Below are 26,423 nucleotides of genomic sequence, written 5' to 3'. Positions count from 1 at the left end.
GTCAGTATGCAAAATACAGAATAGAATTTTATAATTTTACCGTCTAAACGAAATTATATATGCCCGAATCTACCTTACGTGCAACCAGTAAATTTAATACTGCAGAACTAAGTTTTGATGATTTCAAAAAAATTGTGATTGACGATTATCGTATTGGTTACGAAAGTCGGCAGGCAAGTTTAATAGGCAGGAGAGAGGTTTTAACGGGTAAGGCCAAGTTTGGCATTTTTGGCGATGGTAAGGAAGTTGCCCAGTTGGCCATGGCCAAAGCTTTCCGCGCCGGCGACTGGCGCGCTGGATATTACCGCGACCAAACTTTTATGTTTGCCACCGGTATGAGCAACCTCAAGGAGTTTTTTGCCCAGCTTTATGCCAACCCTGATATTGAAAAGGATCCCGCCTCGGGCGGCAGGCAAATGAACTGTCATTATGCCACCCGTTTTGTTAATGCCGACGGCAGCTGGGTTAACCAGGCCGAAACCATGAATTGCTCGTCAGACATTTCAACTACGGGCGGTCACATGCCCCGCTTGCTGGGTTTGGCTTACGCTTCCAAACTATATCGCCAGAATAAAGAGCTGGAATACCTGAAACAGTTTTCTGTAGGTGGTAACGAGGTTGCCTTTGGCTCTATCGGCAACGGTTCCACATCCGAAGGTTTGTTTTTTGAAACCTTTAATGCCGCTGGCGTGCTGCAGGTGCCTATGGCCATTTCGGTTTGGGATGATGCCTACGCTATTTCCGTACCGGCAAAACTGCAAACTACTAAAGAAGATATCTCTGAGATCCTGAAAGGCTTTCAGCGCGAAAACGGCTCCAATGGTTATGAAATATTTAAAGTAAGGGGTTGGGATTATATCGCCCTTTGCGAAACTTACGAACGGGCCATTAATATATGCCGTGAGCAGCATGTACCGGTATTGATACACGTGGTAGAGATGACACAGCCGCAGGGGCACTCCACTTCAGGCTCGCATGAGCGTTATAAATCAAAAGAGCGCCTGGCCTGGGAAGATGAGCACGATTGTCTGCTGAAAATGCGCGAGTGGATGATCTCATCGGCTATTGCTAATGAAACCGAACTGGAGGCGCTGGAAACCGAAGCCAAAAAATATGTACGTGAATGTCAGCGTGAAGCGGCCGCCGAGCTGGGTGATATTATTAAGGTTGAAGTTGAGGAAACCGCACGCTTAATTGACAACCTGGCCTACACATTGTCTGCCAATGAGGAGCTCAACAACATCGCTGCCGAACTGCGGTCGAGCTATGATGCCGGCCGCAAAGATACTGTTGGTTCTGTACGCAAAGCTCTCCGCCTTACCGTGCACGAAAGCGTTGCTGAAAGACAGGTATTATTGGATTGGCTAAAAGCAGAGACCATCAAAAATAAAGAGCGTTATGATTCTAAATTATTTTCAGAAACACCGCAATCTCCTTTAAATGTGCCTGTTGTACCGGTTACTTATAGCGAAGATGCACGCTTGCTGGATGGTCGCGAGATCTTGAATGCTTGTTTTGATGCCAACTTTGAGCGCGATAAAAGCATCGTTGCCTTTGGCGAAGATGTAGGCGCCATAGGCGATGTTAACCAGGGCTTTGCCGGTTTGCAAAGTAAATACGGAGATCTGCGTATTACCGATACCGGCATCCGAGAAACTACCATCATCGGGCAGGGCATGGGGCTTGCTATGAGGGGTTTGCGCCCCATTGCCGAGATCCAATACCTGGATTACCTCATTTACGCTATGACCGTTTTGTGCGATGATATAGCCAGTTTGAGCTATCGCACCAAAGGCGGACAAAAAGCGCCACTAATCATCCGCACGCGCGGCCACAGGCTTGAAGGGATCTGGCATTCAGGATCGCCAATGGGATTGATCGTGAATTCGATGCGTGGTTTCCATATTTGCGTACCCCGTAACATGACACAGGCCGCAGGCTTGTATAATACGCTGTTAAGAGGGGATGAGCCAGCCATTGTGATCGAAAGCCTGAACGGATACCGCCTGAAAGAAAAACTTCCCGAAAATGTGGGCGAATTTACCATCCCGTTAGGTAAGGCCGAAATATTGAAAGAAGGGGGAGACATCACTGTTGTGTCCTACGGATCAACCTTGCGTATTGTACAGGAAGCTGCTGTTGAGCTCGATAAAATGGGGATACATATTGAAATTATTGATCCACAAACCCTGTACCCTTTTGATATCGATAATGTTTGTGGTACCTCTTTAAAAAAGACCAGCAAATTATTAGTTATCGACGAAGACGTACCCGGAGCGGCATCAGCTTATATTGTTCAAAAGATAGTAGAAACCGAAAATGGTTACTATTCTCTTGACGCACAACCCAGAACGTTAACTGCTAAAGAACACCGCCCGCCTTATGGTTCTGATGGCGATTACTTCAGCAAACCATCTGTTGATGATGTGATCGAAGCGGTTTACGCCATGATGAACGAAGCTAATCCCGCTAAATACCCGGCGATTTTTTAATTAGCGATTTAGTGATTAGCGAATTAGTGAGTTGTTGAATTCGCGATTTACCCTCCGCGTCATTGCGAGGGTACGAAGCAATCCCCGATAAGCAGAGCCGCTCTGTAAGTAGGGGATTGCCACGTTGCGCTCGCAATGACGCTTTTTTCACCTCTCCATTTAATTCTGCGCTTAAATCTTTAAGTTTGCTGGCATTCTATTCTACATACACATTATGGATTCTACAACATTCACTACTATATCAAACATCATTAAAACGCGCCGTTCTGTAAAGCCGGCTGCTATGAACGGACAAAAAATACCTAACGCGCAGGTAGCTGCCTTGCTGGAACTGGCCGATTGGGCGCCAACTCATGGTTATACAGAACCGTGGCGCTTTATCGTGTATGAAAACCCTGCCGATTTTTGCCGTGAACATGCCGAAATATACAAACAAGGTGTTAATGCGGAAGATTTTAACGAGCTTACTTATAACAACCTGCAACATCAGGGTGATAAGGTTTCACACGTGATCATTGTAACCATGAAACGTGGCGATCTGCCTAAAATACCTCCCTTTGAAGAGATCGCGGCGGTATCAAGTGCTATTCAAAACATATTGCTTGGAGCAACAGCCCTAAACGCGGCCTCATTCTGGAGTACGGGCGGGGCCATCCTAAAACCCGGCATGAAGGAGTTTTTGCAACTGCGCGAAGAAGATAATGTAATCGGTGTACTATACCTGGGCTACGCCGACCAATACCCCGAAGGCAGAAGAAACACTCCGCTCGAAGAAAAGATCAACTGGGTTAAATAAGATAGTAACCATCTTTACGACTAAACAAACACTCTGTCATCTCGAACGAGGTACGAGGAGAGATCTTCTGCGATACGTCTACTGTAGAAGATTTCTCACTATCGTTTCGAAATGACAAATGAGAGTCCTCGCAGGGTCTCTCGCAGAGGGCCCTGTGGTTTTAAAAGAGGCTTGTCACCCTGAGCCTGTCGAAGGGCGCGCGCAGAGGCCTGCCCACCATGCTTCGACAGGCTCCTTTGACACCCTGACTTCAGCATCCATCCTTCAGAATTCAGTGTTCGATATTATTAGCCCCGCCACTTATTTTCCCCCTCGTAACAATATTCCTAACTTTTAGTCGTTTTTCTCCGTATAAATTAAGGCTTAATTGCTTTATCTTAAACTTATTTTCATTTTAGTAAAAAAATATCCTAAAATGATTTTGACTTAAGTAAAAAATTATACATTTGTAATTGGTCGGCTCCTAATCCGGTCAGTTACCGACTTAACCTGTTGCTAATTTAAATTATTGTTTAAAATTAAACTCAACACAAGTATGAGGAAACACTTATGGTGTGTCACATTCGCGGTTCTATTTTTAGCTACAACCATCATCAGCTGGAGATCCGCAGGTGCGAACAAATCAGACGGAAAAGTAAATTCAACTCTAAATGCAAGGGAACTATTTAATCAGTATGTAAATAGTTTATACCAGACGGCCAGCCTGCAGCAAACCGGTTTGGCGTTTAATGTATTTGAAAAAGCGGTTACAGGTTATACCAATTTAAAGCTCTCCCATCAATTACCACAAAGCAGTTCTGTATTAACTGTGGTCGATTTTACCAAATCGAGCCGGGAAAAACGTATGTGGATCATTGATCTTTTCAGCAAGCAGCTGTTGCTCAATACCTGGGTGGCCCACGGACAGGGTAGTGGTGACGAAATGGCCACCAATTTTTCTGACAGGAACGACTCGCATCAAAGCAGTCTGGGCTTTTACCTTACCGATAATGTTTACATGGGCAAGCATGGCCGCTCTTTACATTTAGACGGCCTGGATGAGGGCTTTAATGGTAATGCCCGCATGCGCGATATCGTGATTCATGGAGCCAGCTATGTTAGCCAGGCTGCTATTAACCGTAAGGGATATGTAGGTCGTAGTTTTGGCTGTCCGGCGGTATCGCCCAGGGTTATTGATAAGGTGATCAATACCATCAAAGGCAAAACGGTATTGTTTATCAATGGCAACGATGATAGCTACAGCTCCAAATATCTTGATGAAAGTGGTCCGCTGAACTTTATATCTGCAGATTCAACCAATTTTGATTTGGCAAGACTGTAGGAGGTTTAGTATCAAGTAATTAGTATCAAGTATCAGGATCTTTTTACATGCTTATAAAACAGATGTATCTGTCGTGATACTTGATACTAATCAACACCCATCAGCGGTTTTAAATGATCATACAATACAATATCCAGCCCGTAAACATCCTGGCGGTGTTGTAATACACCGGCATCATCTGCCCAGCAGGTAACGTAGGTAATGTATATCGGTGTTTTTTTAGGCAGGCCGATATTGGTAGGTTCGGGGTTATCCTCGCTCATATCTTTGGCAATGATATCATAATCCTCGCCCTCACCAAAAAGGTTCTTGGCAAGCCCCTGAGGGTCACCCAGGCGTACGCAGCCATGGCTTACTGCACGCATAGCTTTTCTGAAGGCTGATTTCGCGGGTGTATCATGCAGGTACACACTGCTTTTATTCTTGAACAGGAATTTTATTTTCCCTAATGAATTCTCCTCGCCGGGTCGTTGTTTAAAATCATACTGTAGATTATCGGCGGTTACAGTCGACCAGTCTATTGTCTCCGGATCTTCAATTTTTACTCCGTCCTTGTACACATCAATGTTTTTGTTTGATAAGTAATAAGGATCTTCAGCTGCCTCAATGATGATCTCTTTGGTAGCAATGCTTCGCGGGATATTCCAGGTTGGGTTTACCTCAACGCTATGGATCACGCTGCTTAGCAGCGGCGTTTCGCGCGGGAAAGGTTTATCATACCGGTCACTATCCACATAGGAAATCAGGCTGGCATGGGCATCCATATTACGTCCTTGGCCCACACACACTTTCATGTTTAAAACCGATTTGCCATCTTCTATTACATCCAGTTTAAAATCGGGTATGTTCACAATCACATATTTTTGTTCCGTTGGTTTATTTTTCCAGCGTAAACGTTCCATGTTCACCAAAAAATACCGTTTGGATTCCTCGGCCGAAAGACCATCCATTACAGTACCGTTCAGGTAAGCCTTTTGCAGGATCTTGTACTGAGGGTCGGCCGGTTGTATACTGTCGAGGTATGCTTTTAAATCTTTTACTAGCAATACGTTTCTCATGCTGATACTATCCGGTCGTTTGGTAGCAGTAAAATACCGGGAAAATATTTTCCGGGGATTCACCACCCCATATTGCAGGGCATTGGAGTATTTGATCAGTGAGCTGGCGGTAAGTAATTCAAGCCTTGCAAGTTCATGGTAAGCTTCATTGGTTGATAGGATGCCATTTTTGTCATGAAGTTTGGCAACAAGGGTTCTGATAGCTGTAATATGGTAAGGTTTTTTGCTCAACCCGTGCTCGGTTATCTTATCAAAATAATCGGGTAGTATATCCAGGTCGCCATTAAAAAAATGGTTCATCACCAGAACGGGCTGGTAATCATTTCTTTTGAGGAAGGAATCGATCACCGATTCATTGGCGATTTTTGATTTTTGACTTTCGATCTCTTTTTTAAGTGTAGCGGCCAGTGTATCAGGATCAATATCTTCATATATTTTATTCTGGGTAACTTTAAAAAGTTGATCGGCTATGGCTGAATGCTTTTTTTTGCAGCTTTGCAAAGCAAACAGGGATGCAAAAAGACCCAGAATTACCAGGTAAACGGGGGACTTTTTTGAGAAGGCAAAAATCATGATAAAAGTATAGTTAATAATTCTTGTGTTAGCAATAGCCATACCACAAAGCAAAATGACAACGATTATTTTTTAAAACCGCTGTTTTATATCAAAACGGCAGAACTCTGGCTCATGCTTACTGGTGTATAAATCATAAGGTGTACCATTTAAGGCTGCCATTTCTATATTTAAATACAAAGATACGGTAAAGGGGGGAAGTTCCGGCGATACGGAGTAAGCTAAATGATCTTTTGGCTGTAACGTTTTGTTGCCGGGTGTAGTCTCAATTTTGGCTACTTCATAGCTGTTCCTTAATACATTTGTATCATATGAAAAAATCTATTACCCTGCTCTTTGTCCTGTTGGTTTGTTTAGCAAGCAGCGCTCTGGCGCAATTGAAATCGTTAAATATTATCCGCGATACTATTTATTCCAATATACTCAAAGAAAAGCGGGCGATTGAAATTGTACTGCCGGAGGGTTACAGTGATACCGCCGCTATCAAATACGATGTGATCTATATTACCGACGGAGAATGGAATACCCAGATAGTAAGCAATATCGAGCGGTTTTTAGAGATCCAGTTTATACCTGCTAATATTATGGTGAGCCTGCCCAATACCATGCTACAAGGCCAAAACATGCGAGGACGCGATCTTACACCCACCCGGACAGACGGAGACCCGCAATCGGGCGGCGCCGCCCGTTATATTGCCTTTATAAAAACCGAGCTGATGCCTTACATTAACAAAAAGTACCGGACTACCGGCATGAATACTTATCATGGCGGCTCCTTAGGTGGACTATTTGGTATGTATACACTGATGAAGGAACCCCGGCTTTTTCAATCATACCTGCTGGCCGACCCAAGCTTTTGGTGGGACAAAGATTACCTGCCCAAGCTGGTACGGGATAGCATAGGTAAGATTAGCTTAAACAACACCACTTTGCTAATTACCGGCCGAGAGGGAGAGCCGGCCAAAGAACAGCGGGTAAATGCCATGGATTCGATAATCCAAAAGGCAGCTCCCGCAGGTTTGCATTATAAGCTGATGCTGTATAATGACGAAACCCATAACAGTATGATCTTCCGCACGGTATATGATGGTTTAAAGTTAACCTATCACGGGTACAACAAGCAGGATTTAAATTTTTACCCCATGGGTGGAGTATTGCTGAAGGACAAACCTTTTAAAATGCGTTTTCAGGGTGACTTTGTGAAAGAGCTGCATTATACTACCGATGGCAGCCAACCTACCATGACATCGCCAAAAATGGAAGGCAATGAGCTTATGCTCCTTAATACTACGCAATTGAATTTGAAAGAGCTTACCTATCGCCCGGGCTACGAACAGGAGGGCAGCGCAAACTTTACCATAGGTAATATCAGCCCGGTTTTCTTTTTCAAGAGAAAGCCGGGCTGTTTTAGTTAAAGGAAAATGGAGCAAAAATTGATCGTTTTTCATATAGTTATTCCAATATCAGTTATTTAATACTTTTTAAACCTTTCGAAACTTATCAAAAATTTGTTAAAAAGTGTTAAAATGGGGTTGAAGCTTTGTTAAAATGGACAATAATCACGCTTTTTTATCCTGTTTTGCCTAAAAAAGTGTTAAAATTAAAGGTTTAAAAAGTTTTTGGAGGCTTAAAACAAAACCAATTTTCTAAAAACGATGACAGCAAAAAACAAAACCGAGGTTTGGCTCCGTGGGCCTTTGGATGATGTGCCAGCACTCCTTCAACCCGTGGCCCAAGCCCTGCTCCAGGCCAGGGAAGAACTACATGAACTGATGGCCGGTTTCGCGGATCAGCTATTATGGCAAAAGGTGGCCGGTATGGCATCTCCAGGCTTCCACCTACAGCATTTGACCGGGGTACTAAACCGGCTTTTTACCTATGCCAGGGGAGAAGCGCTTACCGCAGAACAGCTGGATTATCTGTCATCCGAAGGGAAAGTAGCCGAAAATACAACTACAGCTGATATGGTAAAACTATTTGATAAAGAGGTTGATAAAGCCATTGCTCAATTGAAAACAACAGATGAGAAAACACTGAAACAGGAGCGTGGGGTAGGTAGGGCGCAATTGCCATCAACCGTAATTGGGTTATATGTACACGCCGCAGAGCATACCATGCGGCATCTGGGGCAGCTTTTGGTTACGGTTAAAGTATTGAAAAACAATAGTTAATTAATTTTTTCAATAAGCATAGGCCTGGTGTTTGGTGTAAGCTTTTTCAGCACAAAAAAGCCGGTAGCCGATAACAGACATACCGAACCTAATACCCACCAGAGCATGCTAAAGCCACCATATGCGATGATCTGACTGCCAACTGCAGGAGCAATGATCTGCGCCGCCGACCACGACATGCTGTATAATGCTGCATATTCGCCGCGATTACTATTGGTAGTGCGGTTTATCCAGTAGGCATTCATAAAAGGCATACTCATAATCTCGCCAAGGGTGATCATCACAACGACTAATATAGCCACCCATGCCGCATGTGGCAGCAAATTCAATAGTGCAAAGCTGATACCGGCTATAATAATACCTGCGCTGATATAAGTAAGCGGGTTTCTTTTGCCCTCCAATTTATGGATCAATACCATTTCGATCAGAACGATGAGTATGCCATTTAAAGCCAGCAGAAAGCCTATAAAACGTTCGTTAAAATGCCATTGGATCTTATAAAACACAGGTTGCATAATAAAGAACTGAAAAAAGCAGGTGGCGAACAAAGTACATAATAAGATAAACACCAGGTAAATACCGTCTTTATAGGCTGATGTAGAGGCTGCGGCTTTATCAGCCAGCTCTTTAACCGTTTTCCTGATCGTTGCACGTGGCATCAGCTTTAGTAGTAAAAGCGCAGCAAAAATATTAGTACAGCCATCAACCCAAAAAAGTAAATGGTAATTGAATGAAGCCAGGAAACCGCCTAATCCACCGCCAAAGGCCCAACCCAGATTGGTTGCCAGCCTATTAAGTGAGTAGGAGCGGGTCTTGTTATCATCGTTGCTGTAATGCGCTATAGCTGTGGAGTTTGCCGGGCGAAACGATTCGTTACAAACACTGAGTATAAAAGTGCCAATGCTTACACTCAGAAAAGTACGCTGATAACCCAATATCAGGAATAATATGCCGCCAATAAGCAATGCGCCCACCTGGATGTCATAAAAGCCGATCTTATCGGTTAACCTGCCACCAATAAATGCGCCTGATATGGCTCCTATACCAAAAAATGCCATTACCCAACCCGATTGTACGATGGTAAAATGCAGCTGCTGAATGGTATAGATACTCATAAAGGGCACCACCATAGTTCCGCTCCGGTTGATGAACATCACTATGCTCAGGTACCAGCTGTTTTTAGATAGTCCGCTATAAGCTTGTTTGTATAATTGGATGACAGAGGTTAGCATAGGTTTACAAAGATAATTATAAGCAGAAAGCTCAAGGCGAAAAGCCCAAAGCTTTTTGGCTCCGGGCTTTATGGACTATTTAAGTTGCTTAAGGCTTTATGCCTTGAGCTTTCAGCTTAAAATAGAATTCCTGTTCCTGAGCCAGTGATCGGCTAAGACCAGTGCGGCCATAGCTTCAACAATAGGTACGGCGCGCGGTACCACACAAGGATCATGGCGACCTTTGCCTGATATTTCGGCCGCATTGCCTTCGCTGTCAATAGTTGCCTGGTTCTTCATAATGGTAGCTACCGGTTTAAAGGCTACTTTAAACTCAATAGGCATACCATTACTGATTCCACCTTGTATGCCACCAGAGAAGTTAGTAATGGTGCTGATATCGCCTAAATGTGATTTTACAAATATGTCGTTATGCTCCGATCCGCGCATTTCGCTGCCGGCAAAGCCCGAACCAAATTCAAAACCATGTACGGCGTTGATGCTCAGCATAGCTTTACCTAAATCGGCATGAAGCTTATCAAATACCGGCTCGCCAAGGCCTACAGGGCAGTTTTTTATGTGGCAACTAATTTTGCCGCCAACAGTATCGCCGTCTTTACGTACACTGTCAATAAATGCGATCATTTCTTCGGCGGTTGCCGGATCGGCACAGCGTACAATGTTTTTTTCGCGTTCGTCAATAAACTCCTGTACACTGTGGATGCTTACATTAGGTGCATTAATGGTACCTACGCTGCTTACATGGGCCGCTATTTCGATACCCTGGCTTTTTAATAAAAGCTTGGCTAAAGCTCCTGCAGCAACCCGTGCCGCGGTTTCACGGGCGGATGAACGACCACCACCGCGATGATCGCGAATGCCATATTTGGTTTGGTAAGTATAATCGGCATGGGAGGGGCGGAACACATCCACATTATGACTGTAATCTTTAGAGCGCTGATCTTCATTAGGGATCAGCATAGCTATAGGTGTTCCTGTGGTTTTACCCTCAAATACACCTGAAAGGATCTTTACAGTGTCGCTTTCCTTACGTTGCGTGGTTATTTTTGACTGACCGGGTTTGCGTTTATCCAGTTCACCCTGAATGTAATCCAGGTCGACCGGTAATTGCGCAGGGCATCCATCAATAATTACCCCGATAGCTTCACCATGTGATTCGCCAAAGGTGGTTATTCTGAATATTTGCCCGAATGAGTTGCCTGCCATGATATTAAATATGTGATGTGTTAGATATGAGATTTGAGAAGGTGCATCTCAAATCTATTTGTTTAAATCGTCATTGCGAGGTACGAAGCAATCCCCAATTAGCAAAGCTGCTCTGTGTGTCGGGGATTGCCACGCTATCGCCCGCAATGACGCTTAGTAGTTATTTAACCTTATCCTTTTACTTCCTGAACTTCAAAGCCAAGTTTGGCCAGGTCGGTCCAGAAAGCGGGGTATGATTTATCAACTACCGGCCCGTTCTCAAACTCCAGTTCAGGAATGATCAGGGCAAGCGGTGCAAATGCCATAGCCATACGGTGATCATGGTAGGTATTGATAAACATGCGTTCCGGAATAAATTTTCCGCTGCAATCTAACTGATATACTTCGTTATTCTCAATCAGTTTTACGCCCATTTTGGCCAGTTCGTTTTGCAAAGCTAAGATACGGTCAGTTTCCTTTATTTTCAGGGTTTCCAAGCCGGTGAAAGCTGCTTCATGTCCTAAAGCTGCACATACCACAACAATGGTTTGTGCAAGGTCTGGACATTCCTTCAGATCAAATATTTTGTGGCTAAATGGTTTATTCTCTTTGGTTAGCAGAACACCGCCATCTTTGAACTGCGAAGTGATGCCAAAATTAGCCATGATCTCGGTGATCACACTATCACCTTGTAAGCTGTACGGTGTTAGTCCGGTTAAGAACAATTCCGCCTGGTCGGCCAGTGCAGCTATGGCATACCAGTATGACGCCGCGCTCCAATCTGGTTCAACGTGTAATGAAGTGGTAGTAAATTCCTGATTTGCTATTGCAATAACGTTATCCTGCCATTGATGTTGTATACCGGCTGTTTCCAGCATGGCAAGCGTCATTTCTACATATGGGCGAGAGGTTAATTCACCTTCAATATGAAGCTCCAAACCAAAAGGCAGCCGCGCAGCGATGAGTAACAGGGCAGTAATGTACTGACTGCTGATGTTACCTTTAATACTGATCTTACTAGTTAGCTGCCCGAAACTGCCTTTTAGTTTTATAGGGGGATAGCCCTCTTTTTCTTCATAATCAATATGGGCACCTAACTCTCTAAGCGCGTCGACCAATATGCCTATTGGTCTTTCCTTCATCCTTTGGCTGCCGGTTAATATGACTTCATTATCCTGTATAGCAAAATAGGCGGTTAAAAAGCGCATAGCTGTACCGGCAGGGCCGATGTCTACAAGTCTTGAGTCTTGAGTCTTGAGTTCTGAGTCTTTTGAATTCTGACTTAAGACTTTAGACTCAAGACTTAGAATTTCAGACTCAGAACTTCTCAATATACCCGCCAGCAATACTGCATCGGCGGCGTCAGACACGTTCTCTACTTTCACCTTACCATTGCTCAGAGCCTCTATAACCAATGCACGGTTACATTCGCTTTTTGAGCCGGTAAGATGTACCGTGCCGTTTATTTGCTTATTGCTTTTTTTCAGGATGACGTTTTGCATCAATATATTCTATTATACGTGGGTAAGTTTTTCTGCTGCTTGTCCGGCCTCATTGGTGTTCATGATCTCGGTTTGTCTGCGGATCGACTCACTGTGTAAAAGCTCTAATAATTTTTCGGTAAATTCAGAACCTAACTTTAACGCTTTTGCATAGTTAGTGCGTTTTTGAACGATCTCATCCCAACGGCCTACCTGTAAAATGGTGATATTGTTGTCCTTTTTGTAGTTACCGATCTTCTCGGCAATTTGCATACGCTCAGCTATTTTCTGAATAACCAGGTCGTCAATTTTATCTATCTGGCTGCGTAATTCAGCAAGTTTGTCATTTAACTCTGCATTACGGATCTCTGGTTTACGTAAGGCCAGGTGATCAATAATGTCGGCTAAGGCAGCAGGGGTAACTTGTTGTTTGGCATCTGTCCAGGCTACGCTTGGGTCGATATGTGATTCGATCATTAAGCCTTGCATATCAAGATCTAATGCTTTTTGTGAAATGTAACCGATCAGGTCGCGATTTCCAGAAATGTGGCTTGGATCGTTAATGATCGGCAGTTCAGGGGCCAGTGTTTTTAAATTGATGGCGATATCCCACATTGGTTCATTACGGAAAGCTGATTTTTCATAAGATGAAAACCCACGGTGAATAGCAGCCAGTTTAGTGATGCCCGCATTGTTGATACGCTCTAACGCACCTATCCATAAAGAAAGATCGGGGTTTACCGGGTTTTTAACCATTACCGGCACGTCAACACCTTGTAAAGCATCAGCAATTTCTTGTACCGTGAAAGGGTTAACGGTTGAACGAGCACCCACCCATAAAATATCTACACCTGCTTTTAACGCCTCTTCTACGTGTTTTGCAGTTGCCACTTCCACAGCTGTAGGTAATCCGGTTTCTTCTTTGGCACGCTTAAGCCATTCCAGGCCTATGCTACCAATGCCTTCAAATTCACCCGGACGAGTACGTGGTTTCCAGATACCCGCACGTAATGCAGAGATACGACCGGTTTGAGCCAATAAATGAGCTGTAGCCACTAATTGATCTTCAGTTTCGGCGCTACAAGGGCCTGCTATTACCAATGGTTCTTTTCCGGTTTTGATCCAGGTATGAAGCGGCTGTATGTTTAAATTCAATTTCATCGTTTTGTTATTTGTCCGGCATTTTAGTTTTTTACCGGTGTGTTTTTATATTTTGTTTAAATCTTGTTTATTAATTACTGGGTCTTAGATGTTTCGGCGGATATTGATATACTTTCGTATCCGGTCGTTTTTTTGAGGTTTGGGAGTTGTTAATTCATCATCATGTCTTTCATATTCGCCAAGTATGTTAAAATTATGCGTGTATTTAAGTATTTGTCTTATTGATACATCGTATTGTTTTGGTTCGTCCCATTCAATATCTACGTAAAAGTTATATTCATTACGTTTACCCAAAATAGGCATAGATTGTATTTTGCTCATATTCACACCCTCTTCGGCAAAAATGTTAAGCACTTTGGCCAATGCGCCTACTTTGTTGCTTACCTGAAAGCAAAGTGAGGCTTTATTAGAGTTCTTCTTTTCCACGTTATCATGGTGGGTAAGGATCAGGAAACGGGTAAAGTTCTTCTTGTTTGATTCTATGCGGCGTTCCAGCACATCCAATCCGTAAAGTTTGGCGGCAAGTGAATTTGCAATGGCAACTGTGTCAGTTAACTGTTCTTCTCTGATACGTTTGGCACAAGCAGCGGTATCATTACTTTCTACAATTTTAAGATGTGGGTATTCATCAAAAAAATCAACACACTGGCGTAAAGCGATAGGGTGGGAGGTTACATATTTGATATCCTCAAATTTTACACCGGGCAATGCCATTAAATGCAGTTGAATAGGCAAGTAGATTTCGCCTACCACTGGGAAACCATAATCAAGTAATAGGGTATAATTAGGCAATATACTTCCGGCAATGCTATTCTCAATAGCCATCACCACATAATCTGCCTCTCTGTTTTTTAGAGTCTCAAAAGTTTGTTTAAATGTGTTACATTCAATGGTTTGCGTGTTCTCTCCAAAATACCGTAAAGCAGCTTCTTCGTGAAAAGAAGCGCGTATTCCCTGAATTGCAACTCTTGGTCTTTCTATCTTCATAAACCCCTGTTAAAGCAAAAAGTCCCGGCATTTTGTGCCGGGACTTTTTAAGTTCTTTATGTGTGTGTTAAGTACATATTAGTCCCGGCTCTCACTGTTAAAGTAAAAGTAGTAACCGAAGTAATATGCGCTTGTGAATTTCATTTGTTTTTTATTACGCTGTAAATGTACGGTAAAAAATGTTTTTGTCAATAGAAAATTTTATTTTTTGTGAAATAAACAAGCTGAACAGAATTTTATTTGTCTAAAGTTTGTTTTTCGTATTCACGTTGCAGTGCGCGGGCTGTTTGCGAACTACCATCATGACTCCATCCAGGGGGATTTAACAGGTACCCAATCTTATTCCTGAAACCTGGTGCAAATTTAACATCATGGATGAGGGCCTTCCATTCATGAAAGATAATATTCACTGGGCCCATGTCTTCTGGTTGTTTGGTAAGCCCGTATTTAACCGGTTCTGGTAGATCTTCATCCCTGAAAGTATTAAACATTCTGTCCCAGATGATGAGCATCATGCCCATGTTTTTATCCAGGTACGGAATATTGGAGGCATGATGCACTCTATGATGCGCCGGTGTTACAAAAAGCCATCCGTACCATTTAGGGAGCGCTACTTTATATTGGGTGTGTACTATATTGCCGTAAAGCTGGGTGATGAGATACGCATATAAAATATCAATGGCATTAAACCCCATCAACGCTAATGGCAAATAAAAAAAAGTACGGTAAAAGGGTTCAAAAACTGTCGACCGGAAACCTGTGGTTAAATTAAAATGCTCAGACGAGTGATGCGTTACGTGCATTGCCCAAAAAAGCCTGCAATAATGCCCGGTGTAATGCAGCACCCAGTACAAAAAGTCCTGTACAACAACCAGTACAAACCAATACAGATAAACGTTGTGGATTTGAAAAAGCCTGAACTGATAGGCAAAACTCAGCATGAAAAAGGTACTGGCTTTAACTAAAAGGTTGGTAACTACCGCGATTGAGGTTAGGTAGATATTATTGAACGTATCGCGTTTTTCATAGTATTTGCGATTTTCCCAGTAGCTTAACCCCATTTCAACAATGGTTAATACCACCAGTAAACCCATCAGCACCAGTGCGGCCCTATTCCGGGGATCTAACTCAGACATTTTACAAATTAATGTAATATATTAAACTTTCACGAAGTTCGGCTTCTGTACAGATATTATCAATATTGCATTGCCCAATTTTAGTAAGCAAAGTGCAATTTATTTTATTATCCTGGTTCTTTTTATCCTTTTGCATGATAGCAAACAGGGTATCAAAATCATTCTCTTTGATCGTATATCTTGGATAAAGGTCACTGAATACACGGGTGATCTCATTCAACTCTTCTACGCTTAAACCTGTTTTTTTATGAGCAAGATATGATTCGCAGATCATGCCGATAGCTATGGCTTCACCATGAGATAGTGGATCTTTATCGTTGATCAATGAATTGGTCTCAACCGCATGACCAATAGTATGACCAAAATTTAAAGCTTTCCGGATGCCTTTTTCTGTAGGGTCTTCAATAGTGATCACATTTTTTATCTCTACAGAACGATAAACCCATTGAAGTGCAGGGTTTTTCAGATCGCTTGACTTCAGTTCGTCCCAATAAGCAGCATCAGCTATCAGGCCGTGTTTAAGCATTTCTGCCAGACCCGAAAGTATTTGACGAGGGGGGAGGGTTTTTAAAAAATCGTACTCAATAAATACAGCTTTGGGTTGAGTAAAAGTACCTACGATGTTTTTGATACTATCAATGTCAATACCTGTTTTACCACCAACGGAGGCATCTACCTGTGATAGCAGGGTAGTAGGTACATGTACAAAGTCAATTCCCCTTTTAAAGGTTGAGGCAGCAAAGCCTCCCAGATCGGTTACAACGCCTCCGCCAAGGTTTATCATCAAGCTTTTGCGGTCGGCACCAAAATCTATCAGCATTTTCCATACGCCGATGCAAAAATCGATGTCCTTGCTCTCTTCGCCGGCATTTATTTCGATAAGATCGTAATCACCAAGTTCATCTAACTTACTTTTTACAAGAGGTAAACAATGAACGCCGGTATTTTCGTCAGTTAAAATAAAAAATTTGGAATAGGCGCCTTTTTTTACAAAGTTAACCAGTTCGTCAATGCTGTTATTAAAATATATAGGATAGTTGTCGCTTTGAATGGTATTCATGATCATATTACCAGGATTTTATTTCCCCTAAATTCAACAATGTCTCCGCGTTTAACTTTAAGGCGTTTTCGATAGTCAACCTCTCCATTATATTTCACTTCTCCTTCACTTACAACTATTTGTGCCTCTCCACCTGTTGATACCAGGTTGGCAGCTTTTAGCAGCTGTATCATTGGAATATGGTCGCCTATTAATTTAAATTCTGTCATGGAGCGGCAAAAATAAACTATTCATGGAATATTGAGATATCATTTTATAATTTTGCAGATGCTTTCTAACCAAACGAATAATAAAACTCAACAGGTTAAGCCCTCTTTTGAAAATACAGAAATCGCTTTCCGTCACTCATCCAATGCTGATCTTAACCGGGCTTACTGGTTATTCAAGATAATCAATATTAACTTTTTAGTAAAGATAGGGCCTCCGGTAACCAACTTTGCTATTAAAATAGGATTACCTATCAAAAGTCTGATCAAGGCAACCATATTTAAACACTTTTGCGGTGGCGAAACCATTACTGAGTGTAATAATACCATTAAGAATTTGAATAGTGGTGGAGTTGGTACCATATTAGATTACTCTATAGAAGGAGAGGATGACGAAGCTGTTTTTGACAGCACCCGTGATGAGATCATCCGTACCATAGAACGTGCAACTTCGGACAAGGCTGTACCGCTTACTGTTTTCAAGGTAACCGGTGTTGGCAGGTTTGCGTTGCTGGAGAAATTGGATGCCAAACTTGCTCTTAATGCAGAGGAAGAAAAAGAATGGCAAAGAGTACAAAATAGAGTATTGGCTATATGCGATAAGGCACATGCCAATAACGTACCGGTAATGATAGATGCAGAAGAGAGCTGGATACAGGAAACCATTGATCTTTTAGCCCTGACCATGATGAGCCGCTTTAATACTAAAACGGCGATAGTTTATAATACCTATCAAATGTACAGGCATGATAAGCTGGCATCTATATTAAACGATCATGAAATTGCTGTTAGTGAAGGCTTTATTTTAGGGGCCAAAATTGTGCGTGGTGCCTATATGGAAAAAGAACGCAGACGTGCAGCAGAAAATGGTTACCCGTCACCAATACAACTGGATAAAAAAGCTACCGATCTGGATTATGATTCTGCGTTGGATTACTGTACCACGCATATTGATAAAATCGCGTTTATTGCCGGTACCCACAATGAAGAAAGCTGCCGATTATTGGCCGAGCTTTTAGATACCAAAGGAATTGATCATAAACACCCTCACGTGTATTTTTCGCAACTATTAGGGATGAGCGATAACCTGAGCTTTAATCTGGCTGATGCTCAGTATAATGTAGCCAAGTACGTTCCGTATGGCCCAATAAAGGCTGTATTGCCCTACTTATTCAGGCGCGCGCAGGAAAATACAGCTATAGCCGGCCAAATGAGCCGAGAGCTTAGTTTGATTGTGAAAGAACGGAAAAGACGGAAGCAATAACTATATATTGCAACAATATCAACAAGGCCATTTCTTTAAAAAGGAGTGGCCTTGTTAATTATCTTTAAAAGCCATTTAATCAATACCCCATTAACAAAAATTGGGTTTACATGGTTTACACTTTTTATGGTTAAAATGTATTTAAATTTCTGTTAATCAATTAGTTATTTTTATTTTACCATAAAAAAACGGTTTACAGTGTAAACCATGTTTTTGCATAAATATTTTTTGCTAAACGTCAACTCAGCAATGATACAACATGATGAATGCTTGTAGAAATGAATTGAGGCAGTTCATCTGGATATTCCATTTTCTTAATAATTAAAGAACAATCATTTAATCAGGGGCTAATATTGCCTGGCTTAATTTTATTGCATTATAAACTAAATTAAATAGTATGCAATTAAAACGGTCTTCATTTGTTCTCCTTATCTCATCACTGCTATTGATATCCTGCCAGAAATCATTAGTAAGCCCAATTCCAACAGATCCTGCAACGATCAGTACCAAAGCAAAAACTCAGGCAGTGGTACAAACTTTTGATGAAGATTTTGAGTCCGGATCAAAGACCGGTTATGCAGCAGCCGATGTTGCATTGAATAGCGGCTCCTGGAATCTTGATGACGCTTTGATCGGGACCAGTACTTCTGACCAGAAAAATGGCAGCCGCTCTGTTCGGATCCGTAATACCGGAACATTAAGTATGAACTTTGATGTCAGTACAGGTGCTTCGACCGTTACTATGAATTACGCGGTTTATGGTACCGATGGATCTTCAGCATTTCAGTTATGGGTTTCCGCAAACGGAGGAAGCAGTTATACACAAGTGGGATCTATTGAGATAACAGCATCAAGTACTACGTTAAACACGGCTACTTTTAATGTTAACCAATCCGGTTCTTTACGGTTTCAACTGAGAAAGACTTCGGGGGGGGCCAACCGAATTAACATTGATGATTTTACCATCAACAGCTTTGACAGTGGGTCAGGAGGTGGAACCAGTGGAGGATCAGGAAGTTCAACAGCTGATAATACTAACTTATTGTTAGGTAACCCAAGCGCTGCCACTAATAGTACTGCTAATGCGGATAATTACCTGATCGATCAGACTTATTATATCGAGAGTTACAATCGTGATAAAGGCGTACCCAACTGGGTAAGCTGGTATGTAGGTAGTACGTCATTAGGTTCTATTGATCGCTCTAATGACTTTAGGGCGGATACCAATTTGCCTGCCGGCTGGTATGAAGTATCCAATACCAGCTATTCGGGTTCGGGTTTTGACAGGGGACATAACTGCCCAAGCGCCGACAGGACTTCTACCACAGCGGCTAATCAAGCCACTTTTTTAATGGATAATATGATTCCGCAGGCCCCCAACAATAACGAGCATACCTGGGCCAACCTGGAAGCTTATGGCCGGTCTTTAGTAACCGCAGGCAATGAGATCTATGTAGTGATGGGGAGTTATGGTTCGGGTGGTACCGGCTCCAGCAGCTCTGCTACCACGGTTGATGGTGGACATGTAGTTGTACCATCCAACATCTGGAAGGTGATTGTGGTTCTCCCCAATGGAAATAACGATTTGAGTCGTATTACCACTGATACCCGGGTGATAGCCGTAAATACACCTAATATCAACACCCTCAGCACAGACTGGACTCAGTATATCACTACAGTAAAAGATATCGAGAACGCTACAGGCTATACCTTGTTTTCCAATTTGCCTGCCAGTATACGTACCGCATTGGAAACAAAGCGAGACGCGGGTACAGCCAACTAATCATCTAAATTTAAGCAGAAATAATATCTGGTTAATGCAGGTGCTGCCATATGATATCAAAAACATCAGTCGCGTTGATGTTTTTGATATCATTTTTCTCATCTGTAACGATAATGGGTTTATAAGCTTCAGGAACGCCAATCCGGCCATGTGACCCTTTTATTAAAGTGGCATCAAGTGGTATAACGTCCATCACATATCTTAAGCCTGATTTTTTTCTTAAAAGTTTGTATCCTGCTCTTAGTTTGGAGGTCATAAACATCTCTACCGGATCATAGCCGGGTTTTTTGTGAATGTCAACCACTCGTGCGTAGTCGGGCGCCTTGGCATCATCAACCCAGAAATAGTAGGTAAACCAACTTTTTTCGGCCGCCATCAGTACCAGATCGCCCGAGCGTTCATGGTTGATATGATGTTTAATCTGTTCCGTTTTATCAAGCACCAATTCTACACCAGGTATGCCTTCCAGTAAGGCTTTTACCTGTTCTGTTACTGTTTTATCATTGATATAGATGTGGGCTATCTGATGATCGGCCACGGCAAATGCTTTGGATGCACCGGCATCCAACAGCTCTAATCCACGCTCTGTTCTGATCTGTAAAAGCCCCTGTTCCCTCAATATGCGATTGAGGTGAATGGGGTTATTTACCGGAGCAATGCCATATTCCGAAAGCAGGATAATACGGGCTCCTTTGTTTTGATAAAAGGTTACCAGCTGTTTAACCACCTCGTCAATCTCTTGCAGTTCTTTACCAATTTTAGCCAGATCGGGCCCGAATTTTTGAAGACAATAATCAAGGTGGGGGAGATAGATCAAAGTAAGCGTAGGATTGTGCAGCTCCTCATTCTCCATGGCTGCATCAGCGATCCATTGTGTTGATTTAATATTGGCACCAGGTCCCCAAAACTGAAATAGGGGAAATTGGCCCAGTTTGCTTTGTAGATGGTCGCGTAATTCAGCCGGCTGGGAGTAGCAATCGGGTAATTTACGCCCGTCTGCCAAATAATTAGGACGCGGGGTTACCGAATAATCTGCCGATGAATACATATTATACCACCAAAACATATTGGCACAGGTGAAGGATGGTTCTTCTTTTTTTGCTTTATCCCATATTTTTTCGCCCTGAACGAGTTTGTTTGACTGTTTCCAGAATTTTACCTCGCTGTCGGCATGGTCGTACCAACCATTCCCCACAATGCCCGTGTCTGACGGGAATTTGCCTGTTAAATAGGTTGATTGTACCGCGGTAGTAACTGCTGGTAATAATGGTTCAATAGTCCTTAGATGTTTTTGAGCAATATATCGTTGAAGAAAGGGCGTATGTTGTCCTATTACCGAAGATGATAATCCTACAATATCAATTACTACTGTTTTATTCATTATGATAATTTTGTTTTAACCCATGCCAACTCCCTGATAATTGATTCGTTTAAGGGTATTTTTAACGAGGAAGGTAAAACCTCCCACGTATAAGTCTCTATTTCCAGATGGTGGGTGAAAGGTTTGTTCTTTTGGAGTGAAAGCACCTCTGTAATATCGGTTTGTGTGGATTTGACTATACCCATGTCTTCCTCAAAGATCGGGACATGAAAATGTGCCCGCCACTCCGTAACATCCGGATTTTGTCCATCTGCTAATGCTTCTGAAAGATCCGGATAACGTATCAGCGAACCATCATTACGTTTGGCAATAACCTGATGAAGATAGGTAGGTTCATCAAATTTCGAAAGTTCGTCAAGTACTTTTGATCTTTCGGCCGGTGATGCCGGAAGCTGAGTTTTTAACGCGGCACTAATTTGAATTTTGCCAATTTGAATACCTTTTGCCCTGAGCTGCTCAATTATAGCTGTATGCGGCTCATAACCAATAGCAAAGTGGCAAACATCATAACATAAACAAACGTGCCTCTTCAATAACTCCACTGCTTCGTCCTGGGTTATATGTAATTTTTCCGAACAATAGATTTTTCCTTTCGCAAGCAGATCGTTTTCAAACCAGTTGATAAATTCCGGTCCTGATTCCAGAAAACCATCCGGTTCTGGTTCAATATCCAGGTGTAACAAAGTACCTGTAGACTCCAGTATGTGATGTAGCGCTTCGACCACTGACAGGATATTTTGTGTAGCGACATTTTTAGCATCTTCGCTTTCTTCCGCTGTTGTAAACCATGGTTTATAACTTAAGGGAGAAGTTGAAATCCCGCCATCCATTCCAGCTGGTAATAATTGCGCCAGTATATTAAAGAGCCGGATGGTATAGGCCACCCGCTCATCAGTAGTCCAATCTGGCGCGTGTACCTGGTCTTTAACCCGGGTGTGATGAAAGCCTCCATAAGGAAAGCCATTCATAGTGAAAACATATCCATCAACGGCTTGTAACCATTGTTTAAATTCCGGGAGATGATTGTCCTGCAATATTTCTATACTGGCCTGGTTTGAAAGGCGGAGGCCTATTCCCATAGGTTCATGAGGCGATAGGTCTTTTTTAATCAACGGGAAACTTTCTTTTAAAACGGCAAAATGAGCAGCCCAGCTTTCACCGGCATAAATATTTGTACAGAAAGTTAAATGTCCTGAATTTAATTTCATAAGATAGAAGATGAAAGGTTGTGGGTTGCCTGCTGGTTGAGCTCCTGTAAAATTTCACCTGCTTTTTTAACTATTCCTGCATCAATTTCATGAACCTCTTCGCCTTTGCCTATGGCTGTTAGCAGGGTGATTGTTAATTGCCCGCCTAAATGTTCGCGAAACTCTTGTAAACCCAATAATATAGGACTGTTATCCTGTTCAACCTGAAGTAAGGGATGTGTTAGTTCAAACCCCAATTTTTGGATCAGGTTCAATACCCTTTGTGATTTATCAGCTGATAAGCGGCCTGATAAATTGGAGTATACGGTATCTAAAGCGATTCCCATGGCAACAGCCTCACCATGTTTGACCTCAAAATTGGTGAGATATTCCAATTTGTGTGCGCTCCAATGACCAAAATCAAGTGGTCGTGAAGAGCCGCTTTCAAAAGGATCAGTACCGCGGATATGTTCCAGGTGTAATTGGGCGCATTTCCATATCTGATAATTCATAGCAACCCTGTCACGCTGTACTAAGAAGGCGGCGTTTTCTTCCAGCCATATAAAAAAGCTTTGGTCTTTGATCAGGGCGACCTTTATAGCTTCTGCTATGCCTGAACGCCAGTCGCGATCGGATAGTGTGCTCAAAAACAATTCATCATTAAAAACTGCGAGAGGAGGGGAGAATGTACCCAGGAAGTTTTTCTTATTAAAATAATTAACGCCGTTTTTAACGCCTATGCCGGAGTCATTCTGCGATAGAACGGTAGTGGGGATCCGGATATGTTTAACGCCTCTATGGCTAATGGTAGCAGCGTAGCCAACCATGTCCAATACGGCACCTCCACCTATGGCCGTCACAAAAGAATGCCGGTCTATCCCGTGAGTATTGATGGCTTCCAGAACCTGGTCTAAATACCGGGTATCGTTTTTTACTGCTTCACCACCTGGAATAATCAATATATCCTCTACTAATTGCGTTTGGTTATGCTGAATAAAATAATCTTTTATTTGACCAACCAAAGCAGGATGAGTATTGGCCACACCATCGTCAATCACAAAAAGAATTTTTTTTACAGAAACGGAAGGGTTGGCACCAATTAAAAAATCATTGATGAGTTTATTGGTAACATCAAAAAGTGCTGATGTGAAAAAAATATCATAACTAAACTTTACAGTAAATGATTGGTGTAGCGTATCCATATAATATGGGTATTGAAGTTTATTATTGAGCATAATGAAATCAGGTAACAGCAAAAATTTTGGACAACCATATAGATACCGGCAATAAGGCGGCGATACCTAAAGCCGGGTAAATAGAGCTGAAGGTAACTGCCCAGGCCGCATCCATCAAAATTAATGATATAACTCCCGCTTTAACTGCAGCGCCGATATTTTTGCCGATCGGTTGTTGTATAGCCTTGGTCAATGGCTTAAATATCATCCATGCAAATGGCAACAGAAAAATAAGCGACCATAACCATTGCTGGTTGATAAAGGAAAAATATAGAATGGAACCTATAACTATGGCGTAAAGGCCGGCTGCTATATACAGGTTTTTTTGATTGCCGCCATGTACTTCACCCCGGCTTGTCATGGTGATAGAAAAGATGTAAATAACCGGTATGCAGGCAAGCCAATAATGGGTATAAAGCATGGCCGGAATTATACTAACGCCCAGTAATAGATTCAAGCCCCGACAGATTCCCATGTTTAAGGGGCCAAAAAAGGAGTGATGCTTACCCGCTTTATTGTACAATAAAGCGAAAAACGCGATTGCTAAAGCAAATAATCCCGATGTTAGGCTATACAGAGCTGCCAGGATTACGCCTGTTAAAAGCAATATTGCGCCCAGCAGCGATGCTTCGGTTAAGGTAACTAACCCACTTGGTATAGCACGTTCAGGACGCTCCATGCGATCTAAATCGGCATCAAAAACATCATTAAAAACTATCCCGCCTCCGTATAAACAAGCTGTTGAACAACACAATGATACTATGGAAAGCCAGTGGCCTGCAACGGCGGCTGTAAACACACCGGCAATGGCAATACCTGCTAATACATCGGCCACGGAGGTAACAATATTAGCAGGCCTCATCATTCGTAAATAAATGAATAACTTTTTCACTATGACTTTAGCTGATAATAATGGAAGATTTATCAATACGCGGTTGCTGCCCTCCACGTAAAATCGTATTGCCCTCAAATTTCTCGGTTTGATCGATATTCTTTGGCGTCGCGAAATCGGCTTCATCAATCTGGCCGCTTTGTGCAAATGCCGTTATGGCATTGCGATAAGTTATCAACTCAATGTCCGCATCGTTCAAGCCGCGAATTTTCATCAATGCGGCAGTTTTAGGAACCGCCAATGGGTCACTGATACCCCAATCGGCAGCTGAGTTGATCATGATCCGCTCGGAGCCATATTGTGCAGTAATGTCAACCATACGTTCATTACCCATTTTTGTGAATGGGTAGATAGTAAAAGCAGCCCAAAAACCTCTGTCGAGCACTTCTTTAACGGTTTCCTCATTGTTATGATCAACAATCACTTTATATGGATCAAGGCCATGTTCCAAAGCAATATCCATACTGCGTTGGGTACCTCTTTTTTTATCGCGATGCGGAGTATGAATTTGCACGGGCAAACCGGCTTCTTTGGCCAGCTCCAATTGCAGGCGGTAATATTTCTCTTCAGCGACTGTCTGGTCATCAAAACCTATTTCGCCGATACCAACCACGCCATCTTTGTAAACAAACAAAGGTAAAAGCTCCATCACCTGTTCGGCTAAAGGTTCGTTATTGGCTTCGCGTGAATTCAATCCAATTGTACAGTAATGCTTTATACCAAACTGGGATGAACGAAACCTCTCCCAACCGATAAGGCTGCTATAATAATCTCTAAAGCTATCCAGACCAGTACGTGGCTGACCCAGCCAAAACGCAGGTTCAATAAGCGCCACAACACCGGCATCGGCCATGGCCTGGTAATCATCAGTGGTGCGGGAAGTCATGTGAACATGGGGATCAAAAAACTTCATCCCTTTTACCGAACTTAAATCAAACGCCTCAAGAGTTTTTCTCTCCTCCTTATCTTTTTCTATCGAATGGCTACAACACATAATTATATTTTAATTTATAGAAATCTTATTCCAATTTAATGCTTTATCAATTACTATCGACTTTAATTCAGGAATATTACTTAACCATTGCTTTGCAGGCTCAAAGCCGGATTCTGAAATAGCCAACGCTATTGCTTCTTTTTCGGCCATATCATCATGAGTAAGACTAATTTTGATGTCTTCAAAAATTTTATCATCAATAAATCCTGCCACCAATCGCCATAATGTTGGATTTACCTTACGACCAGCCGCCCATCGTTCGCGGACATAATCGCTAAGTATTAATGCCAGCTCTTTATTGGCCCGTCTATCCAGACCAATTATTAACGGCACATTTTTTTCGGTAAAAAAAGCTTTTAATATCAGTTGATTCCAGGCTGCCTGATCCAGGTATACCGATGGATACGGATTGTTATACATAATGGCCTCCAAAACGGAGCCGATATTACTTCGGATACCTTCGGCGCATCTTTTTATCCATATCTCAGGGTAAGCCAAAAAAGGTAACGCGGAATATAATGCCACCGATTCATTCATTTCTGCTGATAAAAACAAACTATCAATGGTTTGATAATATTTGTCCTTATCTGTAGTGTCCCATTGCAAAAGCAACCATACCCGGCATAGCCTGTCAATAGTCCAGTTTTTGAATGGATCTATAGTTACGTCTACAGCTGGTTTTCCTGTTTTTCGTGGAATGATCATAAACGCTGTATTGAGCGCGGAATAATCATTTGGCAGCTTCTTGAACTGTTGGAGCCACATCCAGGTATCGGGCGAAACATTATACTTAATAATACCTGCCATAGTAGCATCCATTTTTGTTAT

At 42.4% G+C, this 26,423-nt stretch carries 22 protein-coding genes; 7 read left to right on the top strand and 15 right to left on the bottom strand.

The window, feature by feature from the left end; genetic code table 11:
* Nucleotides 1-59: 59 nt before the first annotated feature.
* The 3 genes from AB6735_RS19990 (at nt 60) to AB6735_RS19980 (ending at nt 4,609) form a co-directional block, all read left to right on the top strand.
* A complete protein-coding gene (locus AB6735_RS19990; RefSeq protein ID WP_370997798.1) occupies nt 60-2,492 on the top strand; it encodes a thiamine pyrophosphate-dependent enzyme in 2,433 nt (810 codons plus the stop codon).
* A 214-nt stretch (nt 2,493-2,706) separates the two neighbouring features.
* A complete protein-coding gene (locus AB6735_RS19985; protein WP_370997797.1) occupies nt 2,707-3,288 on the top strand; it encodes a nitroreductase in 582 nt (193 codons plus the stop codon).
* A 535-nt stretch (nt 3,289-3,823) separates the two neighbouring features.
* Entirely contained in the window at nt 3,824-4,609 is a 786-nt protein-coding gene (locus tag AB6735_RS19980) for a murein L,D-transpeptidase catalytic domain family protein (protein WP_370997796.1), read from the top strand.
* An 86-nt stretch (nt 4,610-4,695) separates the two neighbouring features.
* Here the strand turns inward: AB6735_RS19980 and AB6735_RS19975 are convergent, their stop codons facing one another.
* Entirely contained in the window at nt 4,696-6,240 is a 1,545-nt protein-coding gene (locus tag AB6735_RS19975) for a L,D-transpeptidase family protein (protein ID WP_370997794.1), read from the bottom strand.
* Nucleotides 6,241-6,551: 311 nt separating this feature from the next.
* On the opposite strand from AB6735_RS19975, the gene AB6735_RS19970 reads away from it, so the two are divergent.
* Nucleotides 6,552-7,655, top strand: a complete 1,104-nt coding sequence (locus tag AB6735_RS19970) for an alpha/beta hydrolase-fold protein (protein WP_370997792.1) — start codon at nt 6,552-6,554, stop codon at nt 7,653-7,655.
* Between the two features lie 240 nt (nt 7,656-7,895).
* Nucleotides 7,896-8,411, top strand: coding sequence for a DinB family protein (locus tag AB6735_RS19965; RefSeq protein WP_370997790.1), 516 nt, complete (start codon nt 7,896-7,898; stop codon nt 8,409-8,411).
* Here the strand turns inward: AB6735_RS19965 and AB6735_RS19960 are convergent.
* From AB6735_RS19960 to AB6735_RS19925, 8 genes are all read right to left on the bottom strand, one after another.
* On the bottom strand, nt 8,408-9,643 hold the full coding sequence (locus AB6735_RS19960; protein WP_370997788.1) for an MFS transporter: 1,236 nt from the start codon (nt 9,641-9,643) through the stop codon (nt 8,408-8,410). The two genes, AB6735_RS19965 and AB6735_RS19960, sit on opposite strands and share 4 nt — an antisense overlap.
* A gap of 111 nt (nt 9,644-9,754) precedes the next feature.
* Complete coding sequence (aroC, locus tag AB6735_RS19955; protein ID WP_370997787.1) at nt 9,755-10,849, bottom strand: chorismate synthase; 1,095 nt, start codon at nt 10,847-10,849, stop codon at nt 9,755-9,757.
* A gap of 170 nt (nt 10,850-11,019) precedes the next feature.
* Nucleotides 11,020-12,330 carry a 3-phosphoshikimate 1-carboxyvinyltransferase gene (gene aroA, locus AB6735_RS19950; protein ID WP_370997785.1) on the bottom strand — a complete coding sequence of 437 codons (1,311 nt, stop codon included), beginning with the start codon at nt 12,328-12,330 and terminating at the stop codon, nt 11,020-11,022.
* Nucleotides 12,331-12,342: 12 nt separating this feature from the next.
* Nucleotides 12,343-13,470 carry a chorismate mutase gene (locus AB6735_RS19945; protein WP_172333190.1) on the bottom strand — a complete coding sequence of 376 codons (1,128 nt, stop codon included), beginning with the start codon at nt 13,468-13,470 and terminating at the stop codon, nt 12,343-12,345.
* A gap of 84 nt (nt 13,471-13,554) precedes the next feature.
* Complete coding sequence (locus AB6735_RS19940; protein ID WP_370997784.1) at nt 13,555-14,457, bottom strand: prephenate dehydratase; 903 nt, start codon at nt 14,455-14,457, stop codon at nt 13,555-13,557.
* Nucleotides 14,458-14,693: 236 nt separating this feature from the next.
* Nucleotides 14,694-15,593 (bottom strand): sterol desaturase family protein, encoded by a 900-nt coding sequence (locus AB6735_RS19935; RefSeq protein WP_370997782.1) that lies wholly within the window; start codon nt 15,591-15,593, stop codon nt 14,694-14,696.
* Between the two features lies 1 nt (nt 15,594).
* Nucleotides 15,595-16,653 (bottom strand): 3-dehydroquinate synthase, encoded by a 1,059-nt coding sequence (aroB, locus tag AB6735_RS19930; protein WP_370997781.1) that lies wholly within the window; start codon nt 16,651-16,653, stop codon nt 15,595-15,597.
* Between the two features lie 2 nt (nt 16,654-16,655).
* A complete protein-coding gene (locus AB6735_RS19925) occupies nt 16,656-16,862 on the bottom strand; it encodes an RNA-binding S4 domain-containing protein (protein ID WP_370997779.1) in 207 nt (68 codons plus the stop codon).
* A gap of 58 nt (nt 16,863-16,920) precedes the next feature.
* Here AB6735_RS19925 and AB6735_RS19920 point away from each other — a divergent pair, with 58 nt between their 5' ends.
* Nucleotides 16,921-18,123, top strand: a complete 1,203-nt coding sequence (locus tag AB6735_RS19920; protein WP_370997777.1) for a proline dehydrogenase family protein — start codon at nt 16,921-16,923, stop codon at nt 18,121-18,123.
* Nucleotides 18,124-18,520: 397 nt separating this feature from the next.
* Nucleotides 18,521-19,906 (top strand): DNA/RNA non-specific endonuclease, encoded by a 1,386-nt coding sequence (locus AB6735_RS19915; RefSeq protein WP_370997776.1) that lies wholly within the window; start codon nt 18,521-18,523, stop codon nt 19,904-19,906.
* A 31-nt stretch (nt 19,907-19,937) separates the two neighbouring features.
* Here AB6735_RS19915 and AB6735_RS19910 read toward each other — a convergent pair whose 3' ends face one another.
* The 6 genes from AB6735_RS19910 to AB6735_RS19885 all read right to left on the bottom strand — a co-directional run bounded on the left by AB6735_RS19910 (nt 19,938) and on the right by AB6735_RS19885 (nt 26,414).
* Complete coding sequence (locus tag AB6735_RS19910) at nt 19,938-21,287, bottom strand: alkaline phosphatase family protein (protein ID WP_370997774.1); 1,350 nt, start codon at nt 21,285-21,287, stop codon at nt 19,938-19,940.
* The gene (gene eboE / locus AB6735_RS19905) at nt 21,287-22,495 is read right to left on the bottom strand and encodes a metabolite traffic protein EboE (RefSeq protein ID WP_370997772.1); all 1,209 of its coding nucleotides are present in this window, start codon (nt 22,493-22,495) and stop codon (nt 21,287-21,289) included. The genes AB6735_RS19910 and eboE overlap by 1 nt, the downstream gene beginning before the upstream one ends.
* Complete coding sequence (locus tag AB6735_RS19900; RefSeq protein ID WP_370997771.1) at nt 22,492-23,709, bottom strand: 3-dehydroquinate synthase; 1,218 nt, start codon at nt 23,707-23,709, stop codon at nt 22,492-22,494. The genes eboE and AB6735_RS19900 overlap by 4 nt, the downstream gene beginning before the upstream one ends.
* A gap of 7 nt (nt 23,710-23,716) precedes the next feature.
* Nucleotides 23,717-24,601, bottom strand: coding sequence for a UbiA-like protein EboC (gene eboC / locus AB6735_RS19895; RefSeq protein ID WP_370997769.1), 885 nt, complete (start codon nt 24,599-24,601; stop codon nt 23,717-23,719).
* A gap of 7 nt (nt 24,602-24,608) precedes the next feature.
* Entirely contained in the window at nt 24,609-25,514 is a 906-nt protein-coding gene (locus tag AB6735_RS19890; RefSeq protein WP_370997768.1) for a TatD family hydrolase, read from the bottom strand.
* A 90-nt stretch (nt 25,515-25,604) separates the two neighbouring features.
* Entirely contained in the window at nt 25,605-26,414 is an 810-nt protein-coding gene (locus AB6735_RS19885; RefSeq protein ID WP_370997767.1) for an EboA domain-containing protein, read from the bottom strand.
* Nucleotides 26,415-26,423 lie beyond the last annotated feature (9 nt).

The organism is Mucilaginibacter sp. RCC_168 (assembly GCF_041355315.1).
GTDB lineage: Bacteria > Bacteroidota > Bacteroidia > Sphingobacteriales > Sphingobacteriaceae > Mucilaginibacter.
Note: the sequence above shows the minus strand (reverse complement) of the source record. Positions and strands in the feature narration are given on the sequence as shown.